The sequence below is a fragment of the Pseudomonas sp. Z1-29 genome (assembly GCF_051131995.1).
Classification (GTDB): Bacteria; Pseudomonadota; Gammaproteobacteria; order Pseudomonadales; family Pseudomonadaceae; genus Aquipseudomonas.
Genome location: NZ_CP071645.1, coordinates 36,714 through 61,168, shown reverse-complemented (window position 1 = coordinate 61,168; position 24,455 = coordinate 36,714). Strand labels below are relative to the sequence as shown.

At 58.7% G+C, this 24,455-nt stretch carries 22 protein-coding genes; 17 read left to right on the top strand and 5 right to left on the bottom strand.

Annotated features, from left to right (window positions below; genetic code table 11):
• The first annotated feature begins 9 nt into the window (after positions 1-9).
• The 4 genes from glyQ to J3P84_RS00255 all read left to right on the top strand — a co-directional run bounded on the left by glyQ (position 10) and on the right by J3P84_RS00255 (position 4,411).
• A complete protein-coding gene (gene glyQ, locus J3P84_RS00270) occupies positions 10-963 on the top strand; it encodes a glycine--tRNA ligase subunit alpha (protein ID WP_022641565.1) in 954 nt (317 codons plus the stop codon).
• Positions 960-3,014, top strand: a complete 2,055-nt coding sequence (glyS, locus tag J3P84_RS00265; protein WP_434626906.1) for a glycine--tRNA ligase subunit beta — start codon at positions 960-962, stop codon at positions 3,012-3,014. Before glyQ ends, glyS begins: the two co-directional genes overlap by 4 nt.
• A gap of 3 nt (positions 3,015-3,017) precedes the next feature.
• Positions 3,018-3,551, top strand: coding sequence for a D-glycero-beta-D-manno-heptose 1,7-bisphosphate 7-phosphatase (gmhB, locus tag J3P84_RS00260; RefSeq protein WP_434626904.1), 534 nt, complete (start codon positions 3,018-3,020; stop codon positions 3,549-3,551).
• Positions 3,552-3,631: 80 nt separating this feature from the next.
• Positions 3,632-4,411, top strand: a complete 780-nt coding sequence (locus J3P84_RS00255) for a lysophospholipid acyltransferase family protein (protein ID WP_305497755.1) — start codon at positions 3,632-3,634, stop codon at positions 4,409-4,411.
• 167 nt (positions 4,412-4,578) lie between these two features.
• On the opposite strand, the gene J3P84_RS00250 is transcribed toward J3P84_RS00255, so the two are convergent.
• Complete coding sequence (locus J3P84_RS00250; protein ID WP_434626901.1) at positions 4,579-6,096, bottom strand: ATP-binding protein; 1,518 nt, start codon at positions 6,094-6,096, stop codon at positions 4,579-4,581.
• 233 nt (positions 6,097-6,329) lie between these two features.
• On the opposite strand from J3P84_RS00250, the gene J3P84_RS00245 reads away from it, so the two are divergent.
• Positions 6,330-7,064 (top strand): response regulator transcription factor, encoded by a 735-nt coding sequence (locus J3P84_RS00245; protein WP_434626899.1) that lies wholly within the window; start codon positions 6,330-6,332, stop codon positions 7,062-7,064.
• Between the two features lie 59 nt (positions 7,065-7,123).
• On the opposite strand, the gene gyrB is transcribed toward J3P84_RS00245, so the two are convergent.
• The 4 genes from gyrB to dnaA are packed head-to-tail and all read right to left on the bottom strand — an operon-like array spanning position 7,124 to position 13,334.
• On the bottom strand, positions 7,124-9,541 hold the full coding sequence (gene gyrB / locus J3P84_RS00240; protein WP_305497752.1) for a DNA topoisomerase (ATP-hydrolyzing) subunit B: 2,418 nt from the start codon (positions 9,539-9,541) through the stop codon (positions 7,124-7,126).
• 5 nt (positions 9,542-9,546) lie between these two features.
• Entirely contained in the window at positions 9,547-10,650 is a 1,104-nt protein-coding gene (recF, locus tag J3P84_RS00235; RefSeq protein ID WP_305497751.1) for a DNA replication/repair protein RecF, read from the bottom strand.
• 14 nt (positions 10,651-10,664) lie between these two features.
• Positions 10,665-11,768 carry a DNA polymerase III subunit beta gene (gene dnaN / locus J3P84_RS00230; protein ID WP_434626896.1) on the bottom strand — a complete coding sequence of 368 codons (1,104 nt, stop codon included), beginning with the start codon at positions 11,766-11,768 and terminating at the stop codon, positions 10,665-10,667.
• Between the two features lie 39 nt (positions 11,769-11,807).
• Positions 11,808-13,334, bottom strand: coding sequence for a chromosomal replication initiator protein DnaA (gene dnaA, locus J3P84_RS00225; RefSeq protein WP_434626894.1), 1,527 nt, complete (start codon positions 13,332-13,334; stop codon positions 11,808-11,810).
• A 567-nt stretch (positions 13,335-13,901) separates the two neighbouring features.
• Here dnaA and rpmH point away from each other — a divergent pair.
• The 12 genes from rpmH (at position 13,902) to atpE (ending at position 24,431) form a co-directional block, all read left to right on the top strand.
• A complete protein-coding gene (gene rpmH, locus J3P84_RS00220; RefSeq protein ID WP_003213577.1) occupies positions 13,902-14,036 on the top strand; it encodes a 50S ribosomal protein L34 in 135 nt (44 codons plus the stop codon).
• Positions 14,037-14,052: 16 nt separating this feature from the next.
• Entirely contained in the window at positions 14,053-14,454 is a 402-nt protein-coding gene (gene rnpA / locus J3P84_RS00215; protein WP_305501422.1) for a ribonuclease P protein component, read from the top strand.
• Positions 14,447-14,692 carry a membrane protein insertion efficiency factor YidD gene (yidD, locus tag J3P84_RS00210; protein WP_010465488.1) on the top strand — a complete coding sequence of 82 codons (246 nt, stop codon included), beginning with the start codon at positions 14,447-14,449 and terminating at the stop codon, positions 14,690-14,692. Before rnpA ends, yidD begins: the two co-directional genes overlap by 8 nt.
• A gap of 2 nt (positions 14,693-14,694) precedes the next feature.
• A complete protein-coding gene (gene yidC, locus J3P84_RS00205) occupies positions 14,695-16,377 on the top strand; it encodes a membrane protein insertase YidC (RefSeq protein WP_434602341.1) in 1,683 nt (560 codons plus the stop codon).
• A 79-nt stretch (positions 16,378-16,456) separates the two neighbouring features.
• Positions 16,457-17,827, top strand: coding sequence for a tRNA uridine-5-carboxymethylaminomethyl(34) synthesis GTPase MnmE (mnmE, locus tag J3P84_RS00200; RefSeq protein ID WP_434626891.1), 1,371 nt, complete (start codon positions 16,457-16,459; stop codon positions 17,825-17,827).
• A gap of 534 nt (positions 17,828-18,361) precedes the next feature.
• Complete coding sequence (mnmG, locus tag J3P84_RS00195) at positions 18,362-20,260, top strand: tRNA uridine-5-carboxymethylaminomethyl(34) synthesis enzyme MnmG (protein ID WP_434626889.1); 1,899 nt, start codon at positions 18,362-18,364, stop codon at positions 20,258-20,260.
• A gap of 5 nt (positions 20,261-20,265) precedes the next feature.
• Entirely contained in the window at positions 20,266-20,901 is a 636-nt protein-coding gene (gene rsmG, locus J3P84_RS00190; protein ID WP_434631569.1) for a 16S rRNA (guanine(527)-N(7))-methyltransferase RsmG, read from the top strand.
• Between the two features lie 18 nt (positions 20,902-20,919).
• Positions 20,920-21,717 carry a ParA family protein gene (locus tag J3P84_RS00185; RefSeq protein WP_030139029.1) on the top strand — a complete coding sequence of 266 codons (798 nt, stop codon included), beginning with the start codon at positions 20,920-20,922 and terminating at the stop codon, positions 21,715-21,717.
• A 9-nt stretch (positions 21,718-21,726) separates the two neighbouring features.
• Entirely contained in the window at positions 21,727-22,599 is an 873-nt protein-coding gene (locus J3P84_RS00180) for a ParB/RepB/Spo0J family partition protein (protein ID WP_305497746.1), read from the top strand.
• A gap of 148 nt (positions 22,600-22,747) precedes the next feature.
• Positions 22,748-23,155, top strand: coding sequence for a F0F1 ATP synthase subunit I (locus J3P84_RS00175; protein WP_305497745.1), 408 nt, complete (start codon positions 22,748-22,750; stop codon positions 23,153-23,155).
• Between the two features lie 16 nt (positions 23,156-23,171).
• Positions 23,172-24,041 (top strand): F0F1 ATP synthase subunit A, encoded by an 870-nt coding sequence (gene atpB, locus J3P84_RS00170; protein ID WP_434602344.1) that lies wholly within the window; start codon positions 23,172-23,174, stop codon positions 24,039-24,041.
• Positions 24,042-24,173: 132 nt separating this feature from the next.
• Complete coding sequence (gene atpE / locus J3P84_RS00165) at positions 24,174-24,431, top strand: F0F1 ATP synthase subunit C (protein ID WP_003097235.1); 258 nt, start codon at positions 24,174-24,176, stop codon at positions 24,429-24,431.
• Positions 24,432-24,455 lie beyond the last annotated feature (24 nt).

The following is a 24,455-nucleotide window of genomic DNA, read 5'->3' as shown; positions in this document are numbered from 1 at the left end:
GTGAATTTCGTGAGCCAGCCTACGCCAGCCGTGCGTACCTTCCAAGACTTGATCCTCGCCCTCCAGCAATACTGGGCCGAGCAAGGTTGCGTGGTACTTCAGCCCTACGATATGGAAGTAGGCGCCGGCACTTTCCACACTGCCACGTTTCTGCGTGCCATCGGCCCGGAAACCTGGAACGCCGCTTATGTGCAACCAAGCCGCCGCCCGACTGACGGCCGCTACGGCGAAAACCCGAACCGCCTGCAGCATTACTATCAATTTCAGGTCGTGCTGAAGCCGAACCCGGAAAACTTCCAGGAGCTGTACCTGGGCTCCCTCAAACACGTGGGCCTCGACCCGCTGGTGCACGACATTCGTTTCGTCGAAGACAACTGGGAATCGCCAACCCTGGGCGCCTGGGGCCTGGGCTGGGAAGTCTGGCTCAACGGCATGGAAGTGACCCAATTCACCTACTTCCAGCAAGCGGGCGGCATCGAATGCTACCCGGTGACCGGTGAGATCACCTACGGCCTGGAACGCCTGGCCATGTACCTGCAAGGCGTGGATTCGGTCTACGACCTGGTATGGGCCGATGGTCCGTTCGGCAAAGTGACGTATGGCGACGTGTTCCATCAGAACGAAGTCGAGCAATCGACCTACAACTTCGAACACGCCAACGTCGACAAGCTGTTCGAGTTGTTCGATTTCTATGAAAGCGAAGCCAAGCGCCTGATCGAACTGGACCAGCCGCTGCCGCTGCCGAGTTATGAAATGGTCTTGAAGGCATCTCATACCTTCAATCTGCTGGATGCACGCCGGGCGATTTCCGTGACCGCGCGCCAGCAATACATCCTGCGTGTGCGCACCCTGGCGCGTTCCGTCGCGCAAGCCTACCTGCTGGCCCGTGCCAAGCTGGGCTTCCCGATGGCGACCCCGGACCTGCGTGATGAAGTGTTGGCTAAGCTGGAGGCTGCACAATGAGTGCTCAAGATTTTCTGGTTGAACTGGGCACCGAAGAACTGCCACCCAAAGCCCTGAACACCCTGGCCGATGCATTCCTGGCCGGCATCGAGAAAGGCCTGCAAGCCGCTGGCCTGAACTTCGAAACCAAGCATGTCTACGCCGCGCCGCGCCGCCTGGCCGTGCTGATCACCGCCCTGGCGACGCAACAGCCGGACCGCAGCATCAACCTCGACGGCCCGCCCGTGCAAGCCGCGTTCGATGCCGACGGCAACCCGACCCAGGCCGCCCTGGGCTTCGCCAAGAAGTGCGGCGTCGATCTGAGCGAAATCGACCAGAGCGGCCCGAAGCTGCGCTATAGCCAGAGCATCAAGGGCAAGCCGACCGCCAGCCTGTTGCCGACCATCGTCGAAGACTCCCTCAATGACTTGCCGATTCCCAAGCGCATGCGCTGGGCTGCGCGCAAGGAAGAGTTCGTGCGTCCGACCCAATGGCTGGTGATGCTGCTCGGTGACCAGGTCATCGATTGCACGATCCTCGCCCAAAAGGCCGGTCGTGATTCTCGCGGTCACCGTTTCCATCATCCGCAGAGCGTGCGTATCACGTCGCCGGCCAATTACCTGGCCGACCTTCGCGCTGCCTATGTATTGGCCGATTCCAACGAGCGCCGCGAGCTGATCAGCAAACGCACCGAAGAACTGGCGACCGCCCAGGAAGGCACGGCTATCGTGCCGGCCAACCTGCTGGACGAAGTGACCGCGCTGGTGGAATGGCCGGTGCCACTGGTGTGCTCGTTCGAGGAACGCTTCCTTGAAGTGCCCCAGGAAGCGCTGATCACCACCATGCAGGACAACCAGAAATACTTCTGCCTGCTGGACGCCGAAGGCAAGTTGCTGCCGCGCTTCATCACGGTGGCCAACATCGAAAGCAAGGACCCGCAGCAGATCATCGCCGGTAACGAAAAAGTCGTACGTCCGCGTTTGACCGATGCCGAGTTCTTCTTCAAGCAAGACAAGAAGCAGCCCCTGGAAAGCTTCAACGAGCGCCTGCGCAACGTGGTGTTCCAGGAAAAACTCGGCAGTGTCTACGACAAGGCCGAGCGCGTATCGAAACTGGCAGCATTCATCGCTCCACGCATCGGCGGCGATGCCCAGCGCGCTGCACGTGCCGGCATCCTGTCCAAGTGCGACCTGTCCACCGAGATGGTCGGTGAGTTCCCGGAGATGCAAGGTATCGCCGGTTACTACTACGCCCTCAACGACGGCGAGCCGCAGGATGTTGCCCTGGCGCTGAACGAACAGTACATGCCGCGTGGCGCCGGCGCTGAATTGCCGACCACCCTGACCGGTGCGGCCGTGGCGATCGCCGACAAGCTCGACACTCTGGTCGGCATCTTCGGTATCGGCATGCTGCCCACCGGCAGCAAGGACCCGTACGCACTGCGTCGCGCAGCGCTGGGTGTGCTGCGCATCCTCATCGACAAGCAGCTGGACCTGGACCTGAACGACGCCGTGGCCTTCGCCGTGAATGCGTTCGGCAGCAAGGTCAAGGCTGCCGGCCTGGCCGACGCGGTGCTGGAATTCATTTTCGACCGACTGCGTGCGCGTTATGAAGACGAAGGTGTCGACGTCGCGACCTACCTGTCGGTGCGAGCCCTGAAACCGGGCTCTGCCCTGGACTTCGACCAACGTGTACAGGCAGTGCAGGCGTTCCGCAAACTGCCGGAAGCGGCGGCGCTGGCGGCGGTGAACAAGCGCGTGTCGAACCTGCTGAGCAAGGCCGAAGGCAACATTGCGGCCGTCGTTGAAGCCAAGTACTTCGACAACGCCAATGAGTTCTCCCTGTACTCGGCGATCCAGCAGGCGGACCAGGCAGTCCAGCCGATGGCAGCGGCGCGTCAGTACAGCGAAACCCTGGCGCGCCTGGCAGCATTGCGTGAACCGGTGGATGCGTTTTTCGAAGCGGTGATGGTCAATGCCGAAGACGCCAACGTGCGAGCCAACCGCTATGCGCTGCTGGCGCGTCTGCGTGGGTTGTTCCTCGGTGTTGCCGATATTTCGCTGCTGGGGTAAGTCTTGAAACTGCTGATTCTCGATCGGGACGGAGTGATCAATCACGACTCCGACGCTTACATCAAGTCGGTGGAGGAGTGGTTGCCGATTCCCGGTTCCATCGAGGCCATCGCACAATTGAGCAAGGCCGGCTGGACGGTGACGGTCGCCACCAACCAGTCGGGCATTGCGCGCGGTTACTACGAACTCGCCGTCCTCAACGCCATGCATGAACGCTTGCGTGAGCTGGTGGCCGGGCAGGGCGGTGACATCGGGCTGATCGTTTATTGCCCACATGGGCCGGACGAAGGCTGCGATTGCCGCAAGCCCAAGCCCGGCATGCTGAAAACCATCGCCGCTCACTATGGCGTTGCGCTGTCGGGCGTGTGGTTTGTCGGCGACAGCCTCGGTGACCTGGAGGCGGCGAAGGCCGTCGATTGTCAGCCAGTTTTGGTCAAGACCGGAAAAGGCGAAAAGACTCTGGGCAAGGCCCTACCGGTGGGCACCTTGATTTTTGACGACCTGGCGGCGGTTGCCGCTGAACTTATCCACAATTAGAGCTCCCAAGACATCCTGATCAAGGATTGTTCGGGAAGCGCTTGAACAGGCGGGCATTGCCCGCAATGGTAAACGCCGCTATGTCGATATTGCAGGCCATCAGAAGCTTCCTCTTTTACCTGCTGCTGGGCACCAGTTCCTTGTTGTGGTGCACGTTGAGTTTTTTTGTCGCGCCGTTCATGTCGTTCAGGACGCGCTACCGCTTCATCAATGTTTACTGGTGCCGTTGCGCACTCTGGCTGAGCAAGGTGTTTCTGGGCATCCGCTACGAAGTGAAAGGTGCCGAGAATGTGCCTGAGCGCCCTTGTGTCATCCAGTCCAACCACCAGAGCACCTGGGAGACCTTCTTTCTCTCGGCTTATTTCGAACCGTTGAGCCAAGTGCTCAAGCGCGAGCTGCTGTTTGTACCGTTCTTCGGCTGGGCCATGGCGATGCTGCGCCCGATTGCCATCGACCGTGACAACCCGAAGGTTGCCCTCAAGCAGGTAGCGCAAAAAGGCGATGTGCTGCTCAAGGACAACGTTTGGGTACTAATCTTTCCCGAGGGCACCCGCGTACCTTACGGGACCATCGGCAAGTTTTCCCGCAGTGGCTCCGCATTGGCGGTAAACGCCGGCCTGCCAGTACTACCGATTGCACACAATGCGGGCAAATTCTGGCCCAAGGCCGGCTGGGTCAGAACGCCAGGCGTTATCACCGTGGTCATCGGCGCCCCCATGTATGCAGAGGGCAGTGGGCCGCGCGCGATTGCCGAGCTGAACGACCGTGTACAGGCTTGGAATGAACAGACGCAACGGGAATTGGGCTCGCTTCCTCCGGCCCCTGCTGCGCCGGCTGCGACGGACAAGTTGGCTGTATGAGAATTGTGGATAAGCTGTGTACCGTTTTTTCGGATTTCGTCAGTTTTAACGTTTAACTCGCTGTTTTTAATACATATTTCTTAAACACCTAAAACCTTGTACGAGGTGCATAAGTTTTTATAGCGCACTGAAAAAGGTCGCTGCCTGACCAAGGCCGCGATCTTTTTTTATTCCTCCAACAACGGAAAGCGCAGGCTGAACGTAGTGCCTTCGCCTACCACGCTACGGCAATCGATTTGCCCACCATGACGGTCCACGACCGCCTTGACCATCGACAGCCCCAAACCGATGCCATCCACGCCATGGGCCGACGAAAACCGTCGGTACTGGACGAACAGATCCGGCAGTTCCTGCGCGCCGATGCCTTTGCCCTGATCAACGACGTCACACGTCAACCAGCCCTCAGCACAACGGACCTGCAACGCTATACACGTGTCGGGCGCACTGTACTTGATGGCGTTCTCCAACAAGTTGAACAGGGCGCGGGTCAGCAGGGGCTGATCAGCGCTGATCAGCGCTTCCTCATCGTCGAGTTGGTGTTCCAACCGAATACTCCTGGCCTGGGCAACAGGCAATGCCTGGTCGATCACGTCCAGCACCAGCATGGCGAACAGGCTCGGTTGGAACTGGTAGGCCTCGGACTCGGCCTTGGCCAACTGCACAAACCCATCGGTCAGTTCCAGGGCGCGGCGCACCTGGCGCTCGATCTGGTCGAATAGCGGCTTGTCGGCACCGGCCTGATGCCGCTGCACATCGAGCAGAGCCAGGATCGCCGAATGGGGCGCGCGCAGATCGTGGGAGAGAAAACGAAGCATGACGCTGCGCTGCTCTTCGGCTTCCCGTTCAGCGCTCAGATCAGTCAGGCTGAGCAGCCAGCCAATGGGCACATCACCGTCCACCGGCAACAGCGCGGCACGTTCCAGTCGCAAGCTGCGCTCGCGGGTATCGCGAAATTCAACCAGTGGTAACGTGGACAAGCGATGTGCAGGGGAGTGGACCAATGCCGGATAACCCAACCGCGCCAATTCCTCCAGCACATCACTGCCCGCCAAAGCGTGACCGAACAACTCGCGAGCCTTGCGATTACCCAGCAACAGGTTGCCCTGTGGATCACTGATCATCGTTGCTACCGGCAGGTACTCCAGGCCGTCGGCAATAAATCGGCGCGTGTCCCGGGTTCGGCTCATGGCTTGTTCCAAGGCCATAATCTGGCCTTGCAAGCGATCACTGCCGGTGTAGGAGGCTCGACGGCGCTCCGGGAAGACCTTGGGCTCAGCATCCAGGCGCGCCAGCTCCCAACCGAAATAAGCCAGCACCACGCTCAGGCGCCGCCAGTTCCAGATCAGATAACCCAGCAGCATGCCCAACAGGCTGGCCACCGGCGACCACCCCCAACCCTGCGCGCCCAGCAGTGCGCTGAGTAGCAGGGCCAGACCCATCCCGCCCAACGTCGCTCCCAATGCGAAGTGCGGACGCAACAGCAACAAACCCATTACACAGCCAACCAGGCACACCGACAACAATGCAGCCGCTGGGCCGTTGCGCGCCGATTGCAGGCTGAACGAGACCAGCGCGGTCAGCGGGAGCAGCACCAGGCTTATCCACAACCCTTCGCGCATCAATTGTCGAAACAATCGCTGCACCTGGGTCGGTTCACGGCTTTCACGGCGACGCGGATGGCTCATAAGTACCTTGGCGGAAGATCGGGATGGTTGTACATGCCGCGCAGCCTCTAGCTCACAGCTGCGGCCATGACTATAACGGACTTGATGATGGCAATGCGGCTGCCTTTCACTTCGCATCGCGAGCCGGTATTGTCGCAGCCAGTGACAGCTCAACGACGACGAACCAGCCACCGGCTGCTTTTGATTGCCAGCTGAGAATGTCCGTTATTCTTGGAACCAAGGAATCGCATTCCATGCGTGTCGCCATACTGGACGATGAACCGGCGGAGTTGCGCCGGGTGGAACAGACACTGCAGCAAATTCCCGGCAGGGGAGAGCCCGCCTGGACACTGCACAGTTTCGAACGGGGTGAAGACCTGTTGCGACAACTGCGCAGGGAAACGTTTGACCTGTTGATCCTGGACTGGCAGTTACCTGACATCAGCGGCTTGTCCTTGCTGCGCTGGACGCGCGAGCACATGGATTCGCCACCCGCGGCCATCATGCTCACCAGCCGCGACGGCGAGCATGACATCGTCCAGGCCCTCAACGCCGGTGCCGATGACTACGTCAGTAAACCTTTCCGTCCCAACGAGCTCAAGGCCCGGGTCACCGCGGTGCTAAGGCGTCACAACCTGCAACGCACCCCGACCACTGAAGTGCTGGTGTTCAATGACCTCGAATTCGACGATGCCGAATTGACCGTTACCCGCGCCGGTATCCCCATCAGCCTGACTGAACGGGAGTACCGCCTGGCCCGCTGCCTGTTCGCCAACCTGGGCCGGCCGCTGTCACGGGAATATTTTTATGAGCGCTTCTGGACCCATGAAGAAATGACGTCGTCGCGCCCGCTCGACACCCACATCTATCGCCTGCGCAACAAGCTCGGGCTGACCGCTGATCGCGGCTGGCAGTTGTTGACGATCTACGGGTATGGGTATCGGTTGGAGAGTGTGGCGGCAGGCAGTGAGGCTTCGGTAGCCAGTTAGCATAAAAAAAGGCCAACGCATGAGCGTTGGCCTTTTTCGTTGGGGCAGGGCAAGCCGGATCAGAAATCCAGGTTGGACACCGCCAACGCGTTGCTCTCGATGAAGTCACGACGGGGCTCGACCGCATCACCCATCAGGGTGTTGAAGATCTGGTCCGCGCCAATGGCGTCTTCGATGGTGACTTTCAGCATGCGGCGCGAGCCCGGATCCATGGTGGTTTCCCACAGCTGATCCGGGTTCATCTCACCCAGCCCTTTGTATCGCTGGATGGTGTGGCGCTTGGTGCTTTCGGCCATCAGCCATTCAAGGGCTTCCTTGAACTCGGTCACGGCTTTCTTGCGCTCACCACGTTGGATGTACGCACCTTCGTCCAACAGCGTGCTCAGTTGCGCGCCGAGGGATACGACGGTCTTGTAGTCGTTGCTGCCGAAGAAGTCGCGGTTGAAGGTGACGTAGTTCGACAGACCGTGGGAGATCAGTTCAACCTCTGGCAGCCAGACGTTACGCTCACGGTCTTCACGCAGGCTGGCTTTGTAGACCAGGCCGGATTTTTCCACGGTACGCAGGCGTACTTCGTACTGGGCCAGCCAATCCTGCATCGCTGCGTGGTCGGACAGCTGCTCGAGGCTGACGGCCGGCAGGTAGATGAAGTGCTCGGTCAGTTCCTGTGGGTACAGGCGCGACAGGCGCTTGAGGGTCTTCATCACCAGGCGGAAGTCATTCACCAGGCGCTCAAGGGCTTCACCGGAAATGCCTGGGGCATCTTCGTTCAGGTGCAGGCTCGCGTCTTCCAGGGCCGACTGCGTCATGTACTCTTCCATGGCGTCGTCGTCTTTGATGTATTGCTCTTGCTTGCCTTTCTTGACCTTGTACAAAGGCGGCTGGGCGATATAGATGTAGCCGCGCTCGATCAGCTCCGGCAACTGACGGAAGAAGAACGTCAGCAGCAAGGTGCGGATGTGCGAACCGTCGACGTCGGCGTCGGTCATGATGATGATGTTGTGATAGCGCAGCTTGTCGATGTTGTACTCTTCGCGGCCGATGCCACAGCCCAGCGCGGTGATCAGCGTACCGACCTCCTGGGAAGAGATCATCTTGTCGAAGCGCGCCTTCTCGACGTTAAGGATCTTGCCCTTGAGCGGCAGGATCGCCTGGGTACGACGGTTGCGGCCCTGCTTGGCGGAACCGCCAGCAGAGTCACCTTCCACCAGGTACAGCTCGGACAGGGCAGGGTCCTTCTCCTGGCAATCGGCCAATTTGCCTGGCAACCCGGCGATGTCCAGCGCGCCTTTGCGGCGAGTCATCTCGCGGGCCTTGCGCGCCGCTTCACGGGCACGGGCGGCGTCGATCATCTTGCCGACCACCAGCTTGGCTTCGTTCGGGTTCTCGAGCAGGAAGTCGGAGAAGTACTTGCCCATCTCCTGTTCGACGGCGGTCTTCACTTCGGAAGACACCAGCTTGTCCTTGGTCTGGGAACTGAACTTCGGATCCGGCACCTTCACCGAGATGATCGCGGTCAGACCTTCGCGGGCGTCGTCACCGGTGGTGGCGACCTTGTGCTTCTTCGCCAGGCCTTCCTGTTCGATGTAGTTGTTCAGGTTACGCGTCAGCGCTGAACGGAAGCCCACCAGGTGAGTACCACCATCGCGCTGCGGAATGTTGTTGGTAAAGCACAACAGGTTCTCGTTGAAGCTGTCGTTCCACTGCAGGGCGATTTCCACGCCGATGCCGTCTTCACGCTGGACGTTGAAGTGGAACACCTGGTTGACCGGGGTCTTGTTGGTGTTCAGGTACTCGACGAATGCCCGCAGGCCGCCTTCGTACTTGAACAGCTCTTCCTTGCCGCTGCGCTCGTCCTTGAGGACGATGCCGACACCGGAGTTCAGGAAGGACAGCTCACGAATCCGCTTGGCCAGGATATCCCAGCTGAAGTGGATGTTCTTGAAGGTTTCGCTGGAGGCCTTGAAGTGAATCTGGGTCCCCGTGGACTCACTGTCGCCAACGATTGCCATCGGCGCCTGAGGCACGCCGTGGACGTAGGTCTGTTCCCAGATCTTGCCGCTGCGGCGAACAGTGAGAACAAGCTTCTCGGACAGCGCGTTCACAACCGACACACCTACACCGTGCAGACCGCCGGATACTTTGTAGGAGTTGTCGTCGAACTTACCGCCGGCGTGCAATACGGTCATGATGACCTCAGCCGCGGAAACGCCTTCTTCTTTGTGTACGTCTACCGGGATGCCACGGCCGTTGTCGCGAACGGTGATGGACTCATCCGGGTGGATAATGATGCTGATGTCGTCGCAATGACCGGCAAGGGCTTCGTCGATGGAGTTGTCGACCACCTCGAACACCATGTGGTGCAGACCGCTGCCATCGTCGGTGTCACCAATGTACATACCGGGACGTTTGCGTACGGCATCCAGGCCTTTAAGCACTTTAATGCTCGTTGAGTCGTACGTGTTTTCTTCGCTCAATGCCTTCACTCCCGATGGTCGTGGGTCTGGGTGATACGGCCCTGTTCCACGTGGAACAGAGCGACTGGCGTTTCCGTCTGCCAGCCTTCCCTCAATAATTCGTGGTCTACACAGGTGATGAACACCTGGCAGCGTAAGTCTTCCAGCAAGCGGCAAAGCGCACGGCGGTGGGTCTCGTCCAGTTCGGACGGCAAGTCATCCACCAGATAAATACACTGACCGCGACGGGCCTGGCTGACCAAGTGACCTTGGGCGATACGCAAGGCGCACACCACCAACTTCTGCTGACCGCGGGACAATATGTCCGCTGCATTGTGCGCGCCCAGTCTGAGACGCAAGTCAGCACGTTGTGGTCCGGCCTGGGTATGTCCCATCTGCTGATCACGCTGCAGTGACCCAGCCAGCACGGCGCTCAACTCCCGGTCCTTGTCCCAGCCTCGGTAATAGCTGAGCGTCAGTCCCTCAAGCTCAACCAGTTCGCTCAAGGTCTGTTCGAAGACCGGTTTCAAGGCTTTTATATAAGCGCGGCGGTATTCATCGATTTCGGCACTGGCTTGGCACAGCTCTCTGTCCCAAACCGCTTGCGAAACGGCGTCAAGTGTACCATGTCGCAGCCAAGAGTTTCGCTGGCGCAGCGCCTTCTGCAAGCGCTGCCACGTGGCCATGAAACGTGGTTCCACGTGGAACACACCCCAGTCGAGAAACTGCCGGCGAATCTTCGGCGCCCCTTCCAACAACCGAAAGCTGTCCGGATTGATCAGCTGCAACGGGAGGATTTCCGCCAGTTGTGCTGCGCTACGGGCGTTTTGCCCGTCGATGCGAATCTGGAACTCGCCCTGCCGGTCCCGTGAAATCCCCAATGCGCTGTGACCACCTTCAGCCAGTTCAACCTGGCCAAACACCGTGCATGCCAGTTGGTCGTACTGAATGACCGGCAATAGGCGGGTGCTGCGAAACGAACGGGCAAGCCCAAGCAGATGCACGGCTTCGAGGACGCTGGTCTTGCCGCTGCCGTTGGCGCCGTAAAGGATATTGATGCGGGGGGAGGGGGAGAAGGTCACCGGGTGCAGATTGCGCACCGCGGTGACCGAGACGCGACTTAAGGACATCTAGCTGATTCTGATTACAGACGCATCGGCATGACAACGTAAGCCGAATCGTCGTTGTCGGATTCCTGCACCAGTGCACTGCTGTTGGAGTCGGACAGGATCAGACGTACCTGCTCGGTGGTCATCACACCCAATACGTCCAGCAGATAGCTGACGTTGAAGCCGATTTCCAGGGAGCTACCGTTGTACTCCACGCCTACTTCTTCTTCCGCTTCTTCCTGCTCCGGGTTGTTCGCCTGGATCTTCAGCTGACCGTTGGCCAGTTGCAGACGAATGCCGCGATACTTCTCGTTGGACAGGATCGCGGTGCGGCTGAAGGCTTCGCGCAGCGCCTGACGATCGCCAAGTACCAGCTTGTCGCCACCTTTGGGCAGGACGCGCTCGTAGTCAGGGAATTTGCCGTCCACCAGTTTCGAAGTGAAGGTGAACTCGCCGGTGGTCGCGCGAATGTGATGCTGGCCCAGGACGATGCTGACGTTGCCATCCGGCTCGGTCAGCAGGCGCGCCAGTTCCAGGATGCCTTTGCGCGGCACGATGACCTGGTGACGATCCGGCTGGCCGATATCGGCTTGCATGGAGCACATCGCCAGGCGGTGACCATCAGTGGCCACGGCGCGGATGATGCCGGCCGAGACCTCCAGCAGCATGCCGTTGAGGTAATAACGCACGTCCTGCTGGGCCATGGCGAAACTGGTCCGCTCGATCAGGCGACGCAGCTTGCTTTGTTCCAGGCTGCAGGTCAGCGAGCCCGGGCCTTCTTCCACCGTCGGGAAATCGTTGGCTGGCAGGGTCGACAAGGTGAAGCGGCTACGACCGGCCTTGACCACGAGCTTCTGCTCATCGACCTTGATGTCGATCAGCGCGTCGTTTGGCAGGCTCTTGCAGATGTCCATCAGCTTGCGCGCCGGCACGGTGATGGAACCCGGATCGGCCGGCTCTTCAAGTTGGACACGACCGACCAGCTCGACTTCCAGGTCGGTACCGGTCAGCGACAATTGCTGGCCTTCGACAACCAGCAGCACGTTGGAAAGTACCGGCAAGGTCTGGCGGCGTTCGACGACGCCCGCGACCAGTTGCAGGGGTTTCAACAGGGCTTCGCGTTGAATGGTGAAATGCATGGTCTAGTCCCTTGCCTTAATAAGCTGCGCTGGTGGTCATCAAGTGGTCAGTGTACGCAGCAGGTTCTTGTAGTCCTCGCGGATGTCCGCGTCGGATTCCTTAAGTTCGTTGATCTTGCGGCAGGCGTGCAACACGGTGGTATGGTCGCGTCCGCCAAACACATCGCCGATTTCCGGCAGGCTGTGGTTGGTCAGCTCCTTGGACAAGGCCATGGCCACCTGGCGCGGTCGTGCCACCGAACGCGAACGGCGTTTGGAAAGCAGATCGGAAATCTTGATTTTGTAGTATTCAGCAACGGTGCGCTGAATGTTATCCACAGAGACAAGCTTGTCCTGCAGCGCCAGCAAGTCCTTCAAGGATTCGCGGATCAGCTCGATGGTGATATCGCGACCCATGAAGTGAGAGTGGGCAATCACCCGCTTCAGTGCACCTTCCAGCTCACGCACGTTCGAGCGAATACGCTGGGCAATGAAGAACGCTGCATCGTGAGGCAGCTCGACCTTGGCCTGGTCGGCCTTCTTCATCAGGATCGCGACGCGGGTTTCCAGTTCCGGCGGCTCTACGGCCACCGTCAGGCCCCAACCGAAACGTGACTTGAGGCGTTCTTCGAGGCCTTCGATCTCTTTCGGGTAGCGGTCGCTGGTAAGAATGACCTGCTGCCCACCTTCAAGCAATGCGTTGAAGGTGTGGAAAAACTCTTCCTGAGACCGTTCCTTGCGAGCGAAAAATTGGATGTCGTCGATCAGCAAGGCGTCCACCGAACGGTAGAAACGCTTGAACTCGTTGATGGCGTTCAGTTGCAACGCCTTGACCATGTCAGCCACGAAACGCTCGGAATGCAGGTAGACGACCTTGGCATTCGGATTCTTCTTTAATAGATGGTTGCCCACCGCGTGCATCAGGTGGGTCTTACCCAGGCCGACGCCGCCATAAAGGAAGAGCGGGTTGTAGCCGTGCTTGGGATTGTCCGCCACCTGCCAAGCTGCAGCCCGGGCCAGTTGGTTGGACTTGCCTTCGACGAAGTTCTCGAAGGTAAAGGTCCGGTTCAGGTAGCTGGTGTGCTTGAGCGCACCTTCGACCTGGACCGTCCGTTGTTCAGCGCGCACCGGTGCCTGCTGGGAGCTCGCACCGGCCATTGGGTCGAAGCTGTCCCGGGAGGGCTCCTCGCTGACTTCGGCGACCTTCTGAGCGTTGCGTTTGCCCGGGGCAGGCGCGGGCGTCGGTGCGGCATGGTTGTTGGTCGGTGGCGTAGTGGCCTGTTGCGCCTGTGACGCAGCAGCGGCCAGCGGCGCATTGGGTGCCGCGCGCGGTGCCGAGCTGCGCTTGCTGCCTATTAACAGGGACAGCGCAGGCGCCATGCCATTGCCATGCTCATCGAGCAGTTCCATGACCCGGCCAAGGTACTTTTCGTTGACCCAGTCGAGAACGAAACGGTTCGGCGCATAGACGCGCAACTCGTCGCCTTCGGCTTCGACCTGTAGTGGACGGATCCAAGTGTTGAATTGTTGGGCAGGCAACTCATCGCGCAAAAGCTCAACGCACTGCTGCCAAAGTTCCACTGACACGGATATCCCCTGAGTTGAAAGCCGGTGAGGCAAAAACAAGCGGCCATTGTAGCGATCAGCCGCTCACTTATCCACATGCAGGTTGCGCATCGCCCATGATTTATCAATGCCTTAACGGAACGAAAGACGACGGACGGTCAGTGGATAAGCCCTGTGGATAACCAACCCTGAGCTCGTTGTACAACTGGGGGGCAAACTCAGTGGATAACCTGTCTGTGGATAACTACCCGTTCCACCCACAGCTTATCCGACAGCGCAGCACAGGGTTGTCACCGCTTTCCAGTGTAGTTGTCATTCTCTGTACACAGCGGTTTGTAAGGCCTTGATACGGTTATCCACAGGCAGGTGGCTTGCTAGCTTTTATAAGCTTTACAGAAAAGCTTTAAATAATTCCCTTCTTTATTTCTATATCTAGCGGTCTGCGTCGAATCAGCAAAGGAGGGCTGGATATCTATTTAAAGGAAACGCTGGTTGGAAATTGACCTAGAGGCTTGCTTTCTCTAGAATCCCCGGTCTCTTAAAACGGGGGCCATTCCGGCCCGTTGTGGACGAACCAGGTAACACGACATGAAACGTACTTTCCAACCAAGCACTATCAAACGCGCTCGTACCCACGGTTTCCGTGCTCGCATGGCTACCAAGAACGGTCGTGCCGTCCTGTCGCGTCGTCGCGCCAAAGGTCGTGCGCGTCTGGCAGTTTGATAATCCGGCACTGGAGGTGAGTCAGGACTTCAGTCGGGAAAAGCGTCTGCTTACACCCCGGCATTTCAAGGCAGTCTTTGACTCCCCTACCGGCAAGGTTCCGGGGAAAAATCTCCTGCTCCTTGCGCGCAGCAACGATCTCGATCACCCCCGCCTTGGGCTGGTTATCGGGAAAAAGAGCGTCAAGCTCTCTGTTCAGCGCAATCGCCTCAAACGTCTGATGCGCGAATCGTTTCGCCTGAACCAGGATTCACTGGTCGGCTGGGACATTGTTATCGTCGCGCGCAAAGGTTTGGGTGACGTAGAAAACCCCGAATTGATTCAGCATTTCGGCAAGCTCTGGAAACGCCTGGCTCGTAACAAGCCAGCACCGGTAGCCAACACCGAGACTGTAGGGGTAGACAGCACCGATGCGTAAACTGGCACTCGTTCCGATCCAGTTTTATCGCTATGCCATTAGTCCCCTGATGGCCAGCCACTGTCGTTTCTACCCCAGTTGTTCCTGCTACGCGTATGAAGCCATAGAAAATCATGGTCTTCTGCGCGGTGGCTGGCTGACCTTTCGTCGTTTAGGTCGCTGTCATCCGTGGAATCCCGGCGGTTATGACCCGGTTCCGCCTATCCCTACCTCCCGTTCTTCTTCGATGGCCGAGTAATCATGGATATCAAACGCACGATCCTGATCGTCGCCCTGGCAATCGTGTCCTATGTCATGGTCCTTAAATGGAACCAGGACTATGGCCAGGCTGCCCTGCCGACTCAGAATGTTGCAGCCAGCAATACCGCACCGAGTCTGCCGGATACAACAACTGGCAATAACACCGCCAGCAATGACGATGTCCCGCGCGCGGCAAGCGACACCAGCGCCCCAGCCGAAGCCCCTGTGGCGGCCAGCAAGGACCTGATTCAGATCAAGACGGATGTGCTCGAGCTGGCAATCGATCCACAAGGTGGTGATGTCGCTCAATTGAAGCTGCCGCTGTATCCGCGTCGCCAGGATCACCCGGAAATCCCGTTCCAGTTGTTCGACAACGGTAACGAGCGGACCTATCTGGCTCAAAGTGGCCTGATTGGTGCCAATGGCCCGGATGCCAATCCGGCCGGTCGTCCGGTTTATTCCGCCGAGAAGAAGGTCTATCAGCTGGCTGACGGCCAGGACCAACTGGTCGTCGACCTGAAGTTCAGCAAGGACGGCGTCAATTACATCAAGCGTTTCACCCTGAAACGCGGCCTGTATGACGTGACTGTTTCCTATCTGGTAGACAACCAGAGCGCTCAGCCCTGGTCGGGTGCGATGTTCGCGCAGTTGAAGCGCGACGCCAGTGATGATCCTTCGTCCAGCACCGCCACCGGTACCGCGACTTACCTGGGCGCTGCCCTGTGGACAAGTTCGGAGCCGTACAAAAAAGTGTCCATGAAGGACATGGACAAGGCTCAGCTGAAAGAAACCGTTCAGGGTGGCTGGGTTGCCTGGTTGCAACACTACTTCGTAACGGCATGGATTCCGCAGAAGGGCGAAAACAATGTCGTCCAGACGCGCAAGGACAGTAAAGGCAACTACATCGTCGGCTATACCGGCCCTGCATTGACTGCAGCGCCAGGTGCAAAAGTCGAGACCAGCGCCATTCTGTATGCCGGTCCGAAAAGCCAAGCCGTGCTGAAGCAGTTGTCCCCTGGCCTGGAATTGACCGTCGACTACGGTTTCCTGTGGTTCATTGCCCAGCCAATCTTCTGGTTGCTGCAACATATCCACAGCATCGTCGGCAACTGGGGCTGGTCGATCATCTTCCTCACCATGCTGATCAAGGGTATTTTCTTCCCATTGTCGGCGGCCAGCTACAAATCCATGGCGCGCATGCGTGCAGTGGCACCGAAACTGGCTGCCCTGAAAGAACAGCATGGCGATGACCGGCAGAAAATGTCCCAGGCCATGATGGAGCTGTACAAGAAAGAGAAGATCAACCCGCTGGGTGGTTGCTTGCCGATTCTTGTACAGATGCCGGTGTTCCTCGCGCTTTACTGGGTTCTGCTGGAAAGCGTGGAGATGCGCCAGGCACCGTTCATGCTGTGGATCACCGACCTGTCGATCAAGGATCCGTTCTTCATCCTGCCGATCATCATGGGCGCCACCATGTTCATCCAGCAGCAGCTGAACCCGACACCTCCGGACCCGATGCAGGCGAAGGTCATGAAAATGATGCCGATCATCTTCACCTTCTTCTTCCTGTGGTTCCCGGCCGGTCTTGTGCTGTACTGGGTTGTGAACAACGTGTTGTCCATCACTCAGCAGTGGTACATCACGCGTAAGATCGAAGCGGCCACGAAAAAAGCCGAGGCGTAACTTGCCCTGTGGATAACCACACAAAACGCCCCCTAGTGGGGCGTTTTGCTATCTGCCATTTTTGTCTGGATACCGGTTTATGAGCGCACCGCGTGAAACCATCGCCGCCGTCGCCACCGCCCAAGGTCGCGGCGGGGTCGGCATCGTCCGTATTTCGGGGCCTTTGGCTGGCGTTGCGGCCAAGGCTATCAGCGGCCGCGACCTGAAACCGCGCTTCGCTCACTACGGACCTTTTCTAGACGCTGACAAACATGTCCTCGATGAAGGCCTGGCCTTGTATTTCCCTGAGCCGAACTCATTCACCGGCGAGGATGTGCTGGAGCTGCAGGGGCATGGCGGCCCCATCGTCCTGGACATGCTGCTCCAGCGTTGCCTCGAGTTGGGTTGCCGCCTGGCCCGGCCGGGTGAGTTCAGCGAGCGGGCCTTTCTTAATGACAAACTCGACCTGGCCCAGGCCGAGGCGATCGCCGATCTGATCGAAGCCAGTTCTGCGCAGGCTGCACGCAATGCGTTACGGTCATTACAGGGCGCGTTTTCACAGCGTGTGCATAACCTTACCGAGCAACTGATCGGTCTGCGGATCTACGTAGAGGCGGCCATCGATTTCCCCGAGGAGGAAATCGATTTTCTCGCCGACGGCCACGTGTTGAGCATGCTCGACAAGGTGCGCGATGAATTATCCACAGTCTTGAGAGAGGCTGGGCAGGGGGCTTTGTTGCGCGACGGTATGACTGTGGTCATTGCCGGCCGCCCCAACGCTGGTAAGTCCAGCCTCTTGAACGCCCTGGCCGGGCGCGAGGCTGCCATCGTCACCGAGATTGCCGGCACCACCCGGGACATCCTGCGTGAACATATCCACATCGACGGCATGCCGCTGCACGTCGTGGACACCGCTGGCTTGCGCGATACCAATGACCAGGTCGAGAAAATCGGCGTGGAGCGGGCCCTCAAGGCTATTGGCGAGGCTGATCGCATATTGTTGGTGGTGGATGCCACTGCGCCGGAAGCAGGCGATCCTTTCGCTCTGTGGCCTGAATTCCTGGAGGTTCGTCCGGATCCGGCAAAAGTCACCTTGATTCGCAACAAGGCAGACCTGACGGGCGAAGCGATAGCCCTCGAAGTGAGCGACGATGGCCACGTCACTATCAGCCTGAGCGCGAAGGCGGCCGGTGAAGGCCTGGAATTACTGCGCGATCATCTCAAGGCCTGCATGGGCTACGAGCAGACATCGGAAAGCAGCTTCAGCGCTCGCCGCCGGCATCTTGAAGCGTTGCGTCACGCCAGCGCTGCCCTGGAGCACGGTCGTGCGCAGCTGACCCTGGCAGGCGCCGGTGAGTTGCTGGCCGAAGACCTGCGCCAAGCGCAGCATTCCCTGGGTGAAATCACCGGAGCCTTCAGTTCCGATGACTTGCTGGGGCGGATCTTCTCCAGCTTCTGCATCGGCAAATAACGCCAATCCCGTCCAACCGGGCTGCTGCTGACAGCCAATCAAGCCCGGTTCCCCCTCTTCCTTCTCAATACGATTGCCCCTGCGGCGGCTTGGCCGTGAGCGATCGCCTGTGGATTAAGCCCTGTGAATAACTGCCACTGAGGTCGGTTGATAAGCAGCCCTGAAAACTGGATATAACCGCCCCTGTGGATAACCGACCCATTCATCCACAGGCTTACACCGGTTATCCAACGGCGTCATGGCCAGATGAGCACAGGGTTTTGATTCTCTGTACAGCTTTAATATAAAGGCTTACAGGACCTTATCCACAGAACTGTTGCTCAGTAAGAATAAACATAAAAACAAAGATTCTATAAATTTCTTTCTTTTTTATTTTTTTAACCGCGAGTTCTCCACAGCTGGTTAAATTTTGTGCAAAGGGTTCTTTAGAAAGGACGAAGTCCCTATACTTGCCGACCTGGCTCGAAAAACGCCCAGGGCCAGACTCAAAACCTATTTCCGAATTACCTGAATTAAGCAGGCACGAGGTGCGTGGTGGATTTCCCTTCCCGTTTTGAAGTGATCGTCATCGGCGGCGGTCATGCCGGTACCGAGGCAGCACTTGCATCAGCACGCATGGGGGCAAAAACCCTGTTGCTGACGCATAACGTGGAGACCCTCGGCGCCATGAGCTGCAACCCGGCCATTGGTGGCATCGGCAAAAGCCACCTGGTCAAGGAAATCGATGCCCTCGGCGGCGCGATGGCCATGGCCACTGACAAAGGTGGTATCCAGTTTCGCGTGTTGAACAGCCGCAAAGGTCCAGCGGTGCGTGCCACTCGCGCCCAGGCAGACCGAATCCTGTACAAGGCTGCTGTCCGCGAAATTCTGGAAAACCAGCCGAACCTGTGGATATTTCAGCAAGCAGCTGACGATCTGATTGTCGAGCAGGACCAGGTACGCGGTGTCATCACGCAAATGGGCCTGCGGTTCTTCGCCGATTCCGTGGTACTGACCACCGGTACCTTCCTCGGCGGACTTATCCACATCGGTTTGCAGAACTTTTCCGGCGGTCGCGCTGGTGACCCGCCCTCAATCGCCCTGGCTCAACGCCTGCGTGAATTGCCGCTGCGCGTTGGTCGGCTGAAAACCGGTACGCCACCGCGTATCGACGGCAAGTCCGTGGACTTCTCGGTCATGACCGAGCAGCCTGGCGATACGCCGATCCCGGTGATGTCGTTCATGGGCAACAAGGAACAGCATCCACGGCAAGTCAGTTGCTGGATCACCCACACCAATGCCCGCACCCACGAAATCATTGCAGCGAACCTCGATCGTTCGCCGATGTATTCCGCTGCCGGTGAAATCGAAGGTGTCGGCCCGCGCTATTGCCCGTCGATCGAAGACAAGATCCATCGCTTTGCCGACAAGGAAAGCCATCAGGTCTTCATCGAGCCCGAAGGCCTGACGACCCATGAGCTGTATCCGAACGGGATCTCCACCTCGCTGCCGTTCGATGTGCAGTTGCAGATCGTCCAATCGATCCGTGGCATGGAGAACGCTCACATCGTGCGTCCGGGTTATGCGATCGAGTACGACTACTTCGATCCGCGCGATCTGAAGTACAGCCTGGAAACCAAGGTTATCGGCGGTCTGTTCTTCGCCGGGCAGATCAACGGCACCACCGGTTACGAAGAGGCGGGTGCCCAAGGATTGTTGGCCGGAGCCAACGCGGCATTGCGCGCCCAGGGCAAAGACAGCTGGTGCCCGCGTCGCGATGAGGCGTATATCGGTGTGCTGGTGGACGACCTGATTACGCTGGGTACCCAGGAACCGTATCGGATGTTCACGTCCCGCGCCGAATATCGCCTGATCCTGCGTGAGGACAACGCCGACCTGCGCCTGACCGAGAAAGGTCGCGAGCTGGGGCTGGTGGATGACGTGCGTTGGGCTGCGTTCTGCAAGAAACGCGAGAGTATCGAGCTGGAAGAGCAGCGCCTGAAGAGCACCTGGGTTCGTCCCGGTACGGAGCAGGGCGATGCCATCGCGGCGAAATTCGGCACTCCGCTGACGCACGAATACAATCTGCTCAACCTGTTGAGCCGGCCGGAAATCGATTACGTCGGGCTGGTGGAGGTCACTGGCCAGGGCGCGGAAGATCCGCAGGTAGCCGAACAGGTCGAGATCAAGACCAAATACGCCGGTTACATCGATCGTCAACAGGACGAAATTGCCCGTCTGCGCGCCAGTGAAGACACCAGGCTGCCTGTGGATATCGACTACACGAACATTTCGGGTCTCTCGAAAGAAATCCAGAGCAAGCTCGGTGCAACGCGTCCCGAGACCCTCGGCCAGGCGTCGCGCATCCCCGGCGTGACCCCGGCGGCGATTTCGCTGTTGATGATTCATTTGAAAAAACGCGGCGCGGGCCGCCAGTTGGAGCAAAGCGCTTGAGTTCGATGGTCACCTCGCAACACGCTGAAGAATTATCCACAGGTGCCCGTCAGCTCGGCGTCAGCCTCACCGAAGCCCAGCACGCGCAGTTGCTGGGTTACCTGGCGTTGTTGATCAAATGGAACAAGGCTTACAACCTGACCGCCGTGCGCGATCCGGATGAAATGGTCTCGCGACACTTGCTCGACAGTCTCAGCGTGATGTCCTTCATCGAAGAAGGTCGCTGGCTCGACGTCGGTAGCGGCGGTGGTATGCCTGGTATTCCGCTGGCGATCCTGTTTCCCGGTTCGCAAGTGACCTGTCTGGACAGCAACGGCAAGAAAACCCGCTTCCTGACCCAGGTCAAACTCGAACTGAAACTGGATAACCTGCAAGTTATCCACAGCCGCGTCGAAGCGTTCCAGCCTGCAGAGCCTTTCAACGGAATCATCTCCCGGGCCTTCAGCAGTATGGAGAACTTCAGCAACTGGACGCGCCACCTGGGCGACGGCGATACACGCTGGCTGGCAATGAAGGGCGTTCATCCGGCCGATGAGCTGGTAGCATTGCCGGCAGACTTCCACCTCGATAGCGAACACGCCTTGGCCGTACCCGGTTGCCAAGGCCAACGCCATCTGCTGATACTGCGCCGCACGGCATGATTGGGAACACAAGCAAGAATGGCTAAGGTATTCGCGATAGCGAACCAGAAAGGTGGTGTGGGCAAGACCACCACCTGCATCAACCTCGCAGCATCCCTGGTCGCGACCAAGCGCCGGGTGCTGTTGATCGATCTCGATCCACAGGGCAACGCCACCATGGGCAGCGGTGTGGATAAACATGGCCTGGAAAACTCCATCTACGATGTACTCATCGGTGAGTGCGACCTGGGCCAGGCCATGCATTTCTCCGAGCATGGTGGTTACCAGCTGCTGCCGGCCAACCGTGACCTGACGGCGGCAGAAGTGGTCCTGCTGGAAATGCAGATGAAGGAGAGCCGCCTGCGCAGCGCGTTGGCGCCGGTTCGTGAAAATTACGACTACATCCTGATCGACTGCCCACCGTCACTGTCGATGCTGACCCTCAATGCGTTGGTTGCCGCCGATGGGGTGATTATCCCCATGCAGTGTGAATACTTCGCCCTCGAGGGGTTGAGCGACCTTGTGGATAACATCAAGCGTATCGCTGAGCTGCTGAATCCAGAGCTGAAAGTCGAAGGCCTGTTGCGCACGATGTACGACCCGCGCCTGAGCCTGATGAACGACGTGTCGGCCCAGCTCAAGGAGCATTTCGGCGAGCAGCTCTACGACACGGTCATTCCGCGGAACATCCGCCTGGCCGAAGCGCCGAGCTATGGCATGCCGGCCCTGGCCTATGACAAACAATCGCGTGGCGCGCTGGCCTACCTGGCCCTGGCGGGCGAGATGGTTCGCCGTCAACGCCGCCAGCCACGCATCGCTGCAGCCCAGCCAACTTAAGGAAACCCCATGGCCGTCAAGAAACGAGGTCTCGGACGTGGACTGGATGCGCTGCTCAGCGGTCCGACTGTCAGTTCGCTTGAAGAACAGGCAGTCCAGGTCGATCAGCGCGAATTGCAGCATTTGCCGCTGGACCTGATCCAGCGTGGCAAATACCAGCCGCGTCGGGACATGGACCCGCAAGCGCTGGAAGAACTGGCCCAGTCGATCAAGACCCAAGGCGTGATGCAGCCGATAGTGGTCCGGCCGATTGCCAATGGGCGGTTCGAGATCATCGCCGGCGAACGCCGCTGGCGCGCGAGCCAGCAAGCCGGCCAGGAAACCATCCCGGCGATGGTCCGCGACGTACCGGATGAAACCGCGATCGCCATGGCGCTGATCGAGAACATCCAGCGCGAGGACCTCAATCCGATCGAAGAAGCGGTGGCCTTGCAGCGCTTGCAGCAAGAGTTCCAGCTGACTCAGCAACAGGTCGCCGAAGCGGTGGGCAAGTCCCGGGTGACCGTGGCCAACCTGCTGCGTTTGATCGCCTTGCCGGAAGTCATCAAGACCATGCTGTCCCACGGCGACCTGGAGATGGGCCATGCCCGGGCTTTGCTCGGTTTGCCGGAAAATCAACAAGTTGAAGGGGCGCGACATGTTGTCGCACGCGGCCTGACCGTGCGCCAAACCGAGGCACTGGTTCGTCAATGGCTGAGCGGCAAACCCGCCCCTGTCGAAGCACCAAAACCCGATCCGGACATCGCTCGCCTGGAGCAGCGCCTGGCCGAGCGCCTGGGCTCTGCGGTGCAGATTCGCCACGGAAAGAAGGGCAAAGGGCAACTGGTGATCGGTTATAACTCCCTCGATGAGCTGCAAGGTGTTCTTGCGCACATTCGCTGAAACAATTGCCCTTGTAGCGCGCAGTCGGAAATCACTACCTTGAGGTTGAATAGGGGCAGAACCGCCCCTATACTCTGCGCGCATTTTGTCGGCACAAATTATGCCAAGTTATTGAATTCCGGCAGCCGACCATTGGAGAGCAAAAGCGATGGAAACACGCACGCCAAACCGCTTGCCGTTCCATCGTCTGGCTGTTTTCCCGGTGTTATTGACCCAGTTCGTCGTTGTACTGATCGCCGCGTTGGCGCTCTGGCAATGGAAAGGAGTCGTCGCCGGATACTCGGGTCTTTGCGGAGGCCTGATAGCCTTGCTTCCCAATATTTACTTCGCTCACAGGGCATTTCGGTTTTCCGGCGCCCGAGCAGCCCAAGCCATCGTCCGGTCCTTTTATGCCGGCGAGGCGGGGAAACTGATTTTGACGGCAGTGCTGTTTGCACTGACGTTCGCAGGTGTGAAGCCATTGGCGCCGCTGGCTGTATTCGGCGTGTTCCTGCTGACCCAGATGGTCAGCTGGTTCGCTCCCCTGCTAATGAGAACAAGACTTTCGAGACCTTAGGGCGTTTGAGGCAACCATGGCAGAGACAACCGCTTCGGGCTATATCCAGCACCACTTGCAGAACCTGACCTTCGGTCAGCTACCCAATGGCAGCTGGGGCTTTGCTCACACTGCAGCAGAAGCTAAAGAAATGGGCTTCTGGGCCTTCCACGTCGATACCCTCGGCTGGTCGGTCGCGTTGGGTCTGATCTTCGTTCTTCTTTTCCGCATGGCGGCAAAGAAAGCGACTTCCGGTCAGCCTGGTGCACTGCAGAACTTCGTTGAAGTACTGGTCGAATTCGTCGATGGCAGCGTGAAAGACAGCTTCCATGGCCGTAGCCCGGTGATCGCACCGCTGGCACTGACCATCTTCGTCTGGGTGTTCCTGATGAACGCCATCGACCTGGTACCGGTCGACTGGATTCCTCAACTGGCCATCCTGATCTCCGGCGATGCCCATATCCCGTTCCGCGCCGTGTCGACCACCGACCCGAACGCGACCCTGGGCATGGCGTTCTCGGTGTTCGCACTGATCATTTTCTACAGCATCAAGGTCAAGGGCATCGGCGGTTTCATCGGCGAACTGACCCTGCACCCGTTCGGCAGCAAGAACATCCTTGTTCAGGCACTGCTGATCCCGGTGAACTTCCTTCTGGAATTCGTGACCCTGATCGCCAAGCCAATCTCTCTGGCCCTGCGTCTGTTCGGCAACATGTATGCCGGCGAGCTGGTGTTCATCCTGATCGCTGTGATGTTCGGCAGCGGCCTGCTCTGGCTCAGCGGCCTGGGCGTGGTGCTGCAATGGGCGTGGGCAGTGTTCCACATCCTGATCATCACCTTGCAGGCGTTCATCTTCATGATGCTGACCATCGTCTACCTGTCGATGGCGCACGAAGAAAACCATTAAGGCCAGTCTCGACTAGTCTGATGTCCTTCCCGGTCAAACGGGAAGGGGCCCGAACGGGCTTGATGAAACGATTTGTTTTACCGCTTTAATCTAAAAAACCTAAACCATACGACGTAAAAGTCGGGAGGAAAGATGGAAACTGTAGTTGGTCTAACCGCTATCGCTGTTGCACTGTTGATCGGCCTGGGCGCACTGGGTACCGCAATTGGTTTCGGCCTGCTGGGCGGCAAATTCCTGGAAGGCGCTGCGCGTCAACCGGAAATGGTTCCAATGCTGCAAGTGAAGATGTTCATCGTTGCCGGTCTGCTCGACGCCGTAACCATGATCGGTGTTGGTATCGCTCTGTTCTTCACCTTTGCGAACCCGTTCGTTGGTCAGATCGCTGGCTGATTATTCGGATCTTCCGAGTAATCT